Origin of the sequence: Microbacterium foliorum (genome assembly GCF_006385575.1) — a bacterium.
Lineage (GTDB): Bacteria > Actinomycetota > Actinomycetes > Actinomycetales > Microbacteriaceae > Microbacterium > Microbacterium foliorum_B.
Genome location: NZ_CP041040.1, coordinates 1,766,492 through 1,779,435, shown reverse-complemented (window position 1 = coordinate 1,779,435; position 12,944 = coordinate 1,766,492). Strand labels below are relative to the sequence as shown.

Sequence of the window (12,944 nt, the reverse complement as noted above, 5' to 3'; positions counted from 1 at the left end):
GTGAATCGCCTGCGCAATCGGGGCCTCACCCTTCGAAGGTGAGGGGCGATGCCCGCCATCCGAGGCGACGTCGTCGCGACCAGATGAGCAGCAGCACTCCGCCTCCGAGTACGGCGATTGCGACGCCGATCGCGAGCGATGCTGCCCGAGCGTCGATTCCGGTGGTGGGCAAAGGCGCGATGAACGTGTTGGTGAAGACGATGCCGATGGTCTGGTCGGCGATCGTGACCGTCGTAAACGCTCCCGGCACCTCCTGACCGTCTACCGTTATTATGGTCTCGGTCGCTCCGCCGGTGTCGGTCTCGCTGATCACGCACTCACTTCCTGAGGGCAGAGAGTCGATCTGTGCCGTTGACCGGCTCTGTCCGCCGATCCCATACGTCGAGTCGTGAACGACGAGTCCGGGTTCGGGATGCGAGGGGTCGATGAGCACGCAGGTCACCCGCACCGGGAATTGCCGAGTGACGCCTGCGGCGCCGGAGCCGTCGACGATCTTCGCGATGGTGAGCTCGCCGGTGGTGAACACGTTGGTGATCGCCACCGATGTCTGCTCCGGCGACTCGACGTCGGGGAGCGGGCTGAGCTCCGCCGTGGTTCCCGTGATCGTCCCGCCCGTCTGACCGCCTTCCGTCACGACCAGGGTCGAGTACTCGGCGCCGGCCGAATCGGTCTCCGTGACCGCGCACTCGGCGCCCTGCGGGAGTTCCGTCCAGGTGATCGTCTCGTCGTCGGCGATCGTTCTGGTCATGGGCTCGAGTGCCTCGACCTGCTGCTCATCCCAGACGCATTCGAGGGTGACTTCGAAGGGCCCGTATACGACGGGTTCGCCATCCTGCGCGACCGCGCCGCCGTCTTCGACTGACTTCGATACCGTGACCTGCGCGAGATCGAAGGTGTTCCGCACCTCGAGTCCCGGTTGCGGCTGGTCCTCCACGCTCAGGATCGAAGGATCCGTCTGCACCGTGAACGAGTAGCTCTCGCCGTCGCCTGCGACGACCTCGCCTGCGGAGTTCAGAATCTCCGTGGAACTGGCTCCGCCGTCATCGACCTCGGTGAGGCGGCATTCGGATGCGGTCGGCAGCCCCTCCCACAGAGCCGTCGGCGAATCGGCGCTGACGATGCGCACTCCCCCGTCGGGGATGTCCACGATCTCGCCGTCACGGACGCACGTGAGTCGCAGCTCGTATGCGGCGGTGCCGAACTTCGCCGCTCCGTCGCCTGCGAGGGTCTTGGTCACCTCGAGTGAGCCGCTGAGGTACCAGTTCGTCGCGGTCACCGTGACGAGGCCGCCCGTCACGGGAACGACGCCGATCCCGACCGAGGTGTTCTCGCCGTCGTTGGGCTCGATCACGACGGCGTCCGCCCCGTTGAGCTGGTCTTCGGTGACGGTGCACTCGGATCCGGGGACCACGTCGGTGATCGGCGAGGTCCAGCCGTTCTCCGCGCTCAGCTCCACCGAGGCCGAGAGCACCGTCTCGCCGGCGAGTTGACAGACGACGGTGAACGTGAAGGTCTCGTCGTACCCGAACTGCTCGGCTCCGCCGCCGTCGAACTCCTTCACGAGAAGCAGCGCTGTGGCGTCGTACAGGTTTGTGTACGTCACGGTGTTGACGCTCGTCTCGCTTCCGGGCTGCAGCTCGGGGATCACCACCGTCCGGGTCGCCTGGTCGATCTGCGGTGCGAGTTCTCCGTCGGCCCCGTCGACCTCGGCCGAGGTGATCGTCTCGTCAGCACCCCGGTCGTCGGTCTCGGTGACGGTGCATTCCGATCGCGCGGGGATCGGCGAGATCACTTCGCTCTCCCCGGCGTCGAGCGTGAACGTGTCGTCCACCACGACGTCTCCACCGAAGGTGCACACGACATCGAACTCGAAACCGGTGGGCACGAAGGGGCTGTCGGATTCGACGATCTTGCCGACTTCGAGCGCCGCCCATTCGTAGGAGTTCTCCACGGTCACCGCGACCACCTGGTCTGCCTCCGACACGGTGATCGGGTCAGGAGACACGACGGTCGACGTCTGGCCGGCGTCGTCTTCTGCGACGGCGCACACCGAGCCGACAGGGACGTCGGGGATGACGACGGGCGCCGCCCCGGGGACGAGCGTGACGACACCGTCATCGGCCAGGGGCACGTCGGTGCCGAACCAGTCGCAGGTCACCGTCGCCGTGTACTCGGCGGGCACGGGGAAGCCCTCGGGGGCGTTCACGATCTTCTCGATCGACAGCGAACCGTTCTCGAAATCGTTCGTGATCGACACCTCTACCGGTGTCACCCCTTCGCCGATGATGACTGGCTGCGTGGGGCTGATCGTGGTCGTCGTCGCGTGTCCTGCATCGGACTCCGAGACCGTGCAGGCCGCTCCGGTCGGAAGCCCCTGATAGAGGGCGCTGCCGGCACCGACGATGGTCCGGGCCGAGCCGCCGGGGATCGCGACGTCCGCTGCGACGCCGTTGACGTCTCGTGTGCAGGCGAGGCTGATCTCGTACTCGTCCTGCGTCGCAGGCTCGAGCTCGGCCGCCGGCATGCCCTCCAACTGCTTCTGCACTTCGAGCGCGCCGACCGTGAACGTGTTCGTGATGTCTGCGTCGACCGGCGTCGCCGGGTCATCGCCGACGACGACCGTGACCGGCCCCGTGCTCGAGTTCGCGCCGCCGTCTTCGGTCTCCGTCACCGTGCACTCGGCACCGGTCGGAAGATCCTCGACCAGCCAGGTGGGGTCGTCTCGACTGAGCGTCGCCGAGTTCACGTACACAGTATTCGGGCTCACGCCCTCGAGTGTGCACACCATCTCGACGGTGAAGGTCGCGTCGCCCCAGAGGTCTCCCCCGGCTCCGGCGACGGACTTGGTGACCTCGACGGCCCCGGTGGTGAACGAGTTCTCGACGGCGACAGCGGTCAGCACGGCAGATCCCTCGGCATACGGAAGAACCGTGAACGACGCCTCGTCGGTGACCTCCTCGTCGCCGGCCTCTCCGTCTTCCGTGAGCACGATGGTGGTCTGTGCCGCACCACCGTCGTCGGTCTCCGTCACCGCGCACTCCGATCCTGCCGGCAGGTCGGAGAAGGTGCGGGTCTCGCCATCCTGAAGGGTGAACTCCAGATCGGCAGCGGGGATCGCCTCCTGGTCGAGGTAAGTGCAGCTCGCCTCGAACGAATATGTGCGGGTGTAGACGACGGGGTCGCCGTTCTCGTCGGACGCGCCGCCGTTGTCGACGCTCTTCGTGACGGAGAAGCCACCGACCTCGTACTCGTTGGTCACGGTGATCGCCGACTGCTCGGGTTCGCCGCTGTAGGGATCCCAGATTGACGGCTCCTCGCTCCAGTCCCGATCAGCGGTCACGCCGTCTTCGGGATCCACCGTCACGGTCACCCCGGGCATCAGCGGATCCTCGGCGACGGTGCAGGTGGAGAAGAGCGGCAGGTTCACCGGCCCGGTCTCGCTGTTGTACTGCAGCACGGTGCCATCGGCGTCGACCGAGGGTCGACTCGCATCACTGCCGTCGGCACGCAGCAACGTCACCTCTTCACCGCCCGATGTGCAGGTGACCAGAAGCGGATAGCTCGCCGGCAGGTCGATGTCCGTGGCGAAATCAGGCGCCTGCACGTCTTTGGCGAGGAGCAGCTGGCCCGTGGCTGCAGCGACGCCCACCTTCTGCGGCTCGACCACGAGCGAGGCCCGCTCGGGCTGCGAGACGGTGGCGTTCGAGCGGGATGCCGTCGCGAACGAGTTGTACGCGACAGGAAGTCCCGAGGGCACGGCGGAGGCTGCGGGGAGCACGAACGGCGTCTGGGTCTCATAGACGAGTCGCAGCGTCTCTCCCGGGCGCAGACCCGGAGCAGGCGAGAGCACGTCGGGATTGTCGTACTCGAGCACGAGCAGGATGCTGCGAGCGGCCGCCAGCGTCTCGGCCGATGTGGTGTCGCTCGCCAGCGTCCATTGGAAGTCACAGGCAGGGTCCGCCGCCGCATCCTCCGTGAACACCTTGATCGCGTTGTCGTTGCAGGACTGGCTGAGTTGGACCGGCGAGAGGTACACACCGTACGAGGCGTAGGCGCTGTCCTGCAGGGAGTCGAAGTTGGCGGAGAGCGTTCCCGACAGCGTCACCGGGAACTGGGAGCCGCGGTCCGCAGCGACGATGACGCCTTGGTCTCCGACCACCGGCAGGGTGTCGACCGCCGCGACCACCCGGGCGCTGGTGTTGCCGTTGTTGGTGAAGTCGACACGCCAGGACGCCTCCCCGCCCGGGCGGGTGACGGGAGCGCAGGGGAACGAGTAGTAGCCGTTGTCGACCACGCCGGGCTGCGTCGAATCGCAGGCCGCCGCGTCACCGCTGACGTTGAGCACACCGAGGTCGTCGTCGGTGGTGGCCGGGTCTCCTGCAGCCGCTCCCTTGACGTACTTCTTCGCCGAGATCGTCGCGCTGGCCAGCGGAGTGACCTCGGTGTCGGCGGAGCAGCTCGCGGTGTTCGACTCCGGGTCCTTGGGCGTGAGATCGGCGCCGTCGACCACCGTCGTGCCCTGGCAGGTCTCGAACAGACGGTCGGACGTGACGGTGACCGTGTTGCTGACGGTCGTGTCGGGGGTGAGATCGTCGCGGAACCGCAGCGGCGCGTTGACCGTCAGGGTCCAACCGGCCTCGAAGGCGAAGTCGTCGGGCGCAGAGATCGTGAGAGTTCCGGTGGTCTCATCCAGTGTGGCGCTGAAGCCGGGGTCGCCGGCCGGGGCTCCCGATCCGCTGAGCGCGAACGTGTACGCCGTCGGGGTGGGCTCGACGAGGAGCGAGCCTTCGGCATCCGCCTCGATCTGGTCCACGATCTCGAAGCCCGTCATGTCCCACTGCCCGGTGTTCGTGGCGGTGATGACGTAGGGGATCGTGCCGGATGCGCTGACGAGAGCAGACGAGCCACGCGTCTTGGTGACCTCGACCGTGTTCGGGCGATGCAGCACGACGGTGGAGTCGGCCGCCTCGCCCTGCTGCTCGAAGACCTGATCCGGGCCGAACTGGGCTGTGCTGAAGGACTGCACGTCGTCGCTGATGACACCCAGCTCGGTCTCGCCCGGATTGGGCTCGAGATCGGGCCGCGTGGTCGAGACGAGAACATCGGGGTCACTGCGCAGGAACTCGCGTCGCTCGGTGGTCAGCGAGAACGTGAGCTGCGGGTTGAAAGGACGCTCCCACTGCTGGACGACGCCGTTCGCGTCGACCTGACGTGCACTGAAGCGCACGCCGACGATCGTCTCGGCGTCGATGCCAGCCGGCGGATCGAGCTGCACGGTGGACGGGGCCGGAGACGCGACCCAGTCGCCGGTCACCCAGCACGGTGCGGCGTCGGTCACGGGTGCGCCGTTGCATGTCGCGACCATGGCACCCGCGACCTCGGCGTACTCGATGTCTCGACCCGCGTCGTCGTCGATGAGCACGTCCATGGCGACTTCGTTCACCGGGGCAGGCACGGCGATCTCCGCTTCGGCGAAGTCCATCGTGTTCCAGAAGGTCGGCGTGCTGTCCGTGAGCTCGAAGAAGGTGGTGCGCGCGGTGCCGTTGGGGCGACCGCCTAGTTCGGTGACGTAGGTGGTCGATTCGTCCTCGTAGACGGATTCGGGCGTGATCGTCTTGGTGGTCTCGATCGAGTAGCTCGCGGCGACGATGGCGAACTCGTCACCGGCATCTGCGATGCCCGTTCCGCACTGATTGTCGGCACAGCCGTCGAGGACGGGGCTTTCGAGCTGCACCTGGGCGTCGTTGACAATTGATTCGCCGGCAGGGGTCACGGTGACCGGTTGCGCGGGGTCCGACCTCAGCACGTCACGCAACTGCCAGGTCAGCAAGACGCTGCCGGTTCCGTTCGCGGGGATCGCCGGGGTCCCATCCGCCGAGCGGAACGCGACGGAGATCCCCGTGACATCGGCGAGATCCGTCGCATCCAGCTCGTCGACGGCTTCGGTGTAGGAGTACTCCGTCGAGGTCGCACCACGCGTCAGGGTGACCCTCGTCTCCGCCTCGGAGATGCCGGCCGGACGCTCGATGGCGTCGATGTCGTGCAGGTCGAGGGTGTCGAACACGGTGTCCGCGAGCGCTTCACCCGCGGTCGGGTCCTCGATCACCATGCCGGACACCCGCGCGGCCGAGATGTTCGTCGCCACGAGGGTCGCGCTGATCAGCGGGTAGTCCGCCGGGTCCGCTGGCGGGTCCTGAGAGGGCAGACCCAGTTGGTCTTGATCGAAGGTCTTGGTGAGCGTGGCGTTGATGGGCTGATCGATGATCAGGATCGTGTCGTTCGCGCCGTCGACGCTGTCGACGCCGGTGGTCTCGTTGACACCGTGCGCGCTGGCCACATTGTCGACGAGGCCCCGCTCGCCCGTGTTGTAGGTGTAGTCGTGGAAGTTGCCCAGCACCGCCTGAGAGGGGTCGCTGCGCAGCGTGTCGCGCAGCCGGAACTCCAGGTCCACGGGACGTCGATCGTAGGACGATCCGACGCCTTGCCCGTCTGTCCCCTCCGAGATCACGATCCGCACCGCGAGAGCATCGGCGCTCTGTTCCGCGCTCAGCGTGTAGCCTCCGAACTCGCCTTCGCACCCTTCGGCGCAGGCCGCGTCTGTGATGTCGGTCCATCCCGTGCCATCCAGATACAGCGACACCTCCGAGATGATGTCGCCCGCGATGAGCGGATCGGTCGCCGCGGTGATCGGGTCGATCGCGGCGAGGTTCCACGCGTCATAGACTGACGCCGCGGTGTCAGTGGGGTCGGCCTCTTCAGAGATGTCAGTGAGGGTCATGCTGGTGAGGTCGAGCCCCTGGGTCGACCACAGCAGACGCGCCGTCCGCTGCTCCGCCGACAGTGCCGGGACGTCGTCCTGCAGCCACTGCTTGTCGAGGAAGTCCGGTCCGTCGCCGCCATCGATGGGCAGCACGTCGACCTGATCGGAGGCGTCGTCGGTCTTCTCTCCACCGGCATCCGGGTTGTCGACGAGTGACTGCGCGGTGTTCGTGAAGGTCTGCGGCTCATCGACCGCTTCGGTCACGTCGACGCCGATGTGCGCGGCCACGGTGAATCCGGGAGCGAGCAGGTCAGGGCAGTCGACATCGTCGAGGGGGAGGTACTCGAGCTGGATGCCGCCGATGTCGTCCTGCAGCTCCGTCGGGATCTCGTACGACCACAGGGTCTCCGGGCCAGGAACCTCGGTCGCACCCGGGAAGTCGGTCCACGGCCCCGCGGGTTCCTGCCAGTAGCGAACGGTGAGAGTGGTGCAGGCCGGGATGTCGGTGTCGGTGATCTCCGTGGCGGTGAACGAGTCCCAGAAGGCGGTCTCGACCTGCGGAAACTGCGGGTCCGAGATGACGAGTCGCTCGGACCCGGCCGTCGATTCGGGGGTGACGTTGCCCGACAGGGTGATGTCGGCGTCCGTTCCTGGCACCCCCCAGACGGTGGCGGGGGTGATGGACTTCGTCACAGAGGTGTCGAGTGTGAGGGGGTCGATCGTGAAGGGTGCGACAGCGTCGTCGATGCCGGTCTGACCGCCGGTGTTCACGACGGCGGTGTCGACCGCGTTGGTGCTCGACACCGGTTCTTCGGTCGGCAGCGCCGTGATGTCCATGGGGATCGCCGCGTACGCGCCCGAGACGATGCCGTCGCCCTCGGCCGAGTACACGATCATGAATCCGTCGACCGTGCAGCCGTCGGTGGGCTCGGGGAGCGTATCGGGCGTGGTCGTCGACGCCGTGCTGTCTGCGCAGTCGCTGTATTGATACGTGATCTCCGCAGAGGTCGCGGCGACCGGCCACTCGAGACCGTCCCCGAATCCGTCGAACTGCACTCCTTGCTCGGCGAACGTCGCGGTGCCCTCGGTCGGCTCGGTGACGGTGAGCGTCTGCACGTTCTGGGATCCTACGGTGGCGACGATGCTGGCGGTTGAGCTCTGACCGCTGACGAGACTGCTGTCGGTGAACGACTTCTCGATCGAGACGTCAGGGAGACGCTGGGCGATCACGACCCCAGCCGTGTCGGTCGTGGGGTCGCTGGATTCTCCGTCTCGGATGACTGTCGACGACGCGTCGTTGTCGATGCTCACCTCGGTCTGATCCGGGATCTCGGTGACGGCATCAGTCGTGACCGTGTTGACGACGACCTCCCCCGTTGCTCCCGGCGCGAAGGTGCCGGTGAAGGTCACTCTGATGCCTTCGGATTCGCTGATGGGCTCCGGCGCTGTCGTCGTCCATGCCCCATCAACGAAGTACTCAGTCGTCGTGGTCTCCGTCCCCTCGGGCGGCGTGATGTCGTAGCCCGTCGCATCGAGGTATCCGTCGAAGTCCCCCGGCGGCACGATCGGGTCTTGAACGACGATCGTGTCGACGTTCTGGTTCGACGCGTTCCCCGGGGTGATCGTCCAATCGACCGCCTCACCGGCGACCGCAGGCAGGGTGCTGGTCGGCGCGACCGTCTTGTCGATGCTCGACTCGAGCGTCGTATCGACGTCGAGCACGACGTCGGCACTGGCGGGCGTCGCCGGCGCGTTGTCCGCGACCGCCGTGGCCGTGTTCGTCACCGTCGCGCCGTCCCAGGTACCGTCTGTTGCTGGATCCACGATCGCGTTGACGGTCACGGTCATGCTGTATCCCGCGGGCCAGACCACAGGGTCTGCCGCGAGATCGACCCCGGGAGTGAGGGTGAAGCTGTTTCCTTCTGTGTCCACTTGCAGGTCATAGTCACCGGCCGGCTGACCGGCGGGCGGGTTGATCTGCACCGTCACCGGGTTCGCGCCCGGCGCGAACAGGAGGGGTTGCGGCAGCTCGTCGCTGAGAACGGTGTTCAAGCACCCCGGATCGTTCACCGATGAGCAGTTGACGGTGATCTGATAGGTCACCGCGTCACCCGGCCCGAACGGGCCAGCCTCGACCGCCGTCTTCTGGATCGAGAACGCCGCGACCGCGAACGCAGGTACTGCTCCGAAAAGGAGGGAGGCCGTTGCCAACGCAATTACGGTCACTCCCGCCAAGAACCGTCGTCGCCGCTGCATATCGAATACCCCCTGAACCGGACCGTATCTGGGACAGAGTAGGCAACGACGCAGGAGCCGGGTAGGCGACCATCACCCTGCCCGGGTGACGTGCTCTCAGCGTGGTCCGGGGCGTCCTCTCAGCGCCGGGGTTGAACGCCTCCGCTTCGCCTAGTCGCTCTCATCCTCGCGTCGACGACTGTCGATGGCATCCAAAGCACGAGCGACGGCGTCGCCGACGCGCGGTTCTGCCGCGAAGATGTTCTGCGTTCCGATCACCTCGGCAACGCCCGTGATCTCCATCTGATGCCTCACTCGCGCACCGATGCCGGCGATCATGAGATGAGCGTCGGCCGAGGCAAGCTCGCGCGCGTATACGCGCAGCATCGTGAGGAATGTGACACCGAGCTCATCGGTACCGCGAAGCCTGATCACGACGTAGGCCCCTGGCGCCGAGTGCCCCGGGTCGGGAAGCTGGTCGCGGAAGGACGCCGAGGAGGCGAAGAAGAGGCTGCCGTAGGCAGTAAGGACCACCACATCACCGGGCGTCAGAACGGCCGGTGCCGCTGTCTCGATCGGTCTTGAGTTCGTATCGTCGAAGAGCAGCCTGCGCACGCGCACGCGGTTCGACTGACGCGCGATGTGCAGGACGACCGCGAGACCGACACCGGCGAGCACGGCGTACTGCAACGGAATCACCACTGTGAGAATGAATGTGACCGCGCAGACGGTGGCAGGTACGGCTCCGGTTCTCGCGACCATTATCAACTGATGAAGCTTGAAGGTTCGCACCCCCACGACCATCAAGAGCCCGGCAAGAGCAGGCATCGCCGTGTAGCCGATGAGAGGTGCGAAGGCGAGAACGCTCGCGAGCATCACGCCGCAGGCGATCAGGTTGGCAGACGCGCTGCGAGCGCCGGCTGCCCGCGACAGCGCCGTCGCTGACATGGAGCCGCCGACAGGAATGCCTTGCATGACGCCCGAAGCGATGTTGGCGATACCTTGACCACGAAAGTCTGCCGATGCATTCGGATACTTGCCGTCCGGGTTCGGGATGGATCCGGAGATCGCGGCGCCCTGAACGAGCCCGACCAGGGCGAGCGAGAGCGCCGGGATCAAGAGCCCGAACACCATCGAGATATCCGGGAGGGAGAGCGCGGGGAGCGCACGAGTCACTTCTGCGACGTCGGATATCACGGCCACGCTAGCCGGAGGGAGTAAGACGGCAAGGATCGACCCAGCGACTATTCCGACCACCATCGAGAGCGCGCCCAGCCGCGTTCGCTCCAGGACGAGGATGACGGCCACTGTCGCGCTCCCGACGAGGATCGACTCCCAGCTCATTTGGCCGAAGTTCAGCGCCGAGTCCCATGTCCGCGCCAACCGATTGTCGGCGTCGCTCGCATAGCCGGTGAGGTTCGCAAGTTGCGACAAGACGATGTTCACCGCCACCGCGTTCACGAACCCGATGAGCACCGCCGCGGGGATGAATCGGATCAGGCTTCCCAGCCCCGCAAGACCGAGGGCGAGCATCACTATTCCTGCCATCACCGTCAAAGTCGCGACGGCAGCCGAGGCGTTCGTACCCTGGATCTCCGGGACATCGGCGATTATCACCGCCATAGCGCCAGTTGCTTGCACCGTCATGAAGACGGAACCCGTCGCCAATGCTCCGAACAACGTGCCGACGATGTATGCGTTGAGCCCGAGCACGGGATTCACACCTGCGAGGAGGCCGGCAGCAAGCCCGTCGGGGACACTTTCCACACCGAGGACGACACCCGCGCGGAGGTCCTTCCCGATCGTTGCCCGAGTGCCGAAGCGCTGACGATAGCGACGCCATCCCGCCGTGAACCTCATCACAACCACCCTTGTGCCGCTTTGAAGACCTGAAGAACTCCCACAGCAGCAAAGATCGCTGCACTGAGATACCCGTTGTGGTGCAGCATCCATAAGCGCAACCGCTCCAGCATCGGATCCGCGCGGTCGCCTCGAGCCAGCACCGAGAGAACGGGGATGGCGACCGGTGCCGCAGCCGCCACGACGAACCCGAGCAGCATGGGAATCGACTGTGATAGCGGCATCTCGGCCTGGGCGATCTCGACCCCGGCCGCTGCCACCAGCGCGATGTTCATCGGGCTCAGAAATATCACCAGTCCGAGCAAGAAGGCACGTCGAGAGGTATAGGACTCCACGGAACGTATGAGACCCGGGAGCTTCGGCGGCGACGGTACCTCTTCGCCGGGCACGTTCGCGGCGGCGACGTGAGCCATGACTCTACGCGCGCGTGAGAAGGTCCAAATGGCGCCACCGAGGCAGACAAGACCGACGACGAAATGTACGATCGGCACCCACGTGGCCTCACGGTACGCGCCGGTCGCGTCCATGGCCGTGAAGATCCCGACGCTGATCGCCGAGAGCGCACCGCAGCACAATGTCCATCCCATCAAGTAGGCGGATCCGTTGGGGCGGGCATCGCGCGAGAGAAGGATGCCGATGAGAGCCATGACGGCGACGGGACTGGCCATCACGCCCAGAGCGACGGGGGCAAGTCGCCAGATCGTCTCGATCACCGCTCGACCTCAGGCGTCACGGAGCCGGCGTGCGGCGAACGGCCGGGTTAGTGGGCTCGGGGACCACGATCAGCGTCTCCGGGCGCCTGATTAGCTCGACAAGGACCAGAAGCACGAGCAAACCCAGCACTACACTGATGACCGATCCCACGGACACCGGCCTGCTGGCGACGAGAATCAGCACTCCGACAGCGACTCCGATCAACAAGATCGGCTGTCGGAAGCGTTCGATCGCGATGCCGAGCCGGCCCGTATCGACCCCCTTGCGCTCCCACAGCCCGCGCACTGCCGCGAATGTGCTGCCCGCCACCATGCGCACGGTCGAAGCCGAATTGCTCGAGCCGACCGTCCACGACCATACCGCGGCGATGACTCCGAGGAATGCCAACGCCACTACCGCCCCTTGAAGGAGTTCGATGATCTGGTCGTACAGGACCCGAGCGGCTCCGGATGGCAGGATCGCGGGACTGACCCCGCTGATGAACAGTGTGCGTCCGAGACCAACTCCTGCCGCGACGAGACCGAAGATGACGGCGAAGCACGTGCTCGTCAAGAAGATCGCATGGGATCTGCGCCGCGCAAGGAGAATTCCTGCGATCAGGAGGGTGAGCACCAACCAAGGAAGCCAGAACCCGGTGACGACAGCGATCTGATAGACGGTGCGAACGAGTAACAAGGCATCCGTCTGCGCGATCGGGACCGACTTCTCAATGACGGGGATGAGGTCCGCGAATCCGATGCCGCGCTCAGTCAGGACATCCTTCACCCGCTCGATCACAATTCCTAGGTCGACCGATATGACACCATCACTCCCCAGCTGAACGGCAACAGCCGGATCGTCCTGCAGCACCGCCACGGCTCGATCGTGCGTGAAGCGGAGAGATTCCGTCCACACGGCGGCGAACTGATCCGACGCCACCAGGTCGTGAACAACCCCGTCGATCAGAGAGCTGATTCCCTGCGCAGCGGGTAACTCGAGAATCCCCAACGCCGCCTCGGCGCGAGGAGCCAGATCAAGACCTCGTATCCCGTCGAAGACATCCGAGACGAGTGATTCCACGTCGAGCTGTTCGTCGATGGCGACCACCACCTGGTCCGCGATGAAATCCTGAACCTGAGGATCTTCCGCCAACGGTGCGAACGTCGCGACGAACTGATCCGTATCTACAAGCTGCGTACGCGCCCAAGTCCCGACAGCGGCGAGGGGTGACATCAGCAGAGCGAGCACCAGCACGATGCCGCTCGTGACGCTACGCACCGAGATCGGCCGTCGACGCGGTGTTCGAAGGGAGGCGTTCTCTTGCTCGAGCGCCCTCACCCTCGATCGGAGATCGTCCAGTTCACTCATCGTCCCGCCCTCCATCCGCTCTCAACGT

Annotated in this window: 4 protein-coding genes; all 4 read right to left on the bottom strand. The window is 65.8% G+C overall.

Going from position 1 to position 12,944, the window contains the following annotated elements; genetic code table 11:
- Positions 1-25 precede the first annotated feature (25 nt).
- The 4 genes from FIV50_RS08515 to FIV50_RS08500 all read right to left on the bottom strand — a co-directional run bounded on the left by FIV50_RS08515 (position 26) and on the right by FIV50_RS08500 (position 12,916).
- A complete protein-coding gene (locus FIV50_RS08515; protein WP_140037065.1) occupies positions 26-8,971 on the bottom strand; it encodes a DUF5979 domain-containing protein in 8,946 nt (2,981 codons plus the stop codon).
- A gap of 195 nt (positions 8,972-9,166) precedes the next feature.
- Positions 9,167-10,948, bottom strand: coding sequence for a SulP family inorganic anion transporter (locus tag FIV50_RS08510; RefSeq protein WP_219846272.1), 1,782 nt, complete (start codon positions 10,946-10,948; stop codon positions 9,167-9,169).
- Positions 10,855-11,568, bottom strand: coding sequence for a GAP family protein (locus FIV50_RS08505; RefSeq protein WP_140037064.1), 714 nt, complete (start codon positions 11,566-11,568; stop codon positions 10,855-10,857). Before FIV50_RS08505 ends, FIV50_RS08510 begins: the two co-directional genes overlap by 94 nt.
- 16 nt (positions 11,569-11,584) lie before the next feature.
- Entirely contained in the window at positions 11,585-12,916 is a 1,332-nt protein-coding gene (locus FIV50_RS08500) for a hypothetical protein (RefSeq protein ID WP_140037063.1), read from the bottom strand.
- Positions 12,917-12,944: the final 28 nt, after the last annotated feature.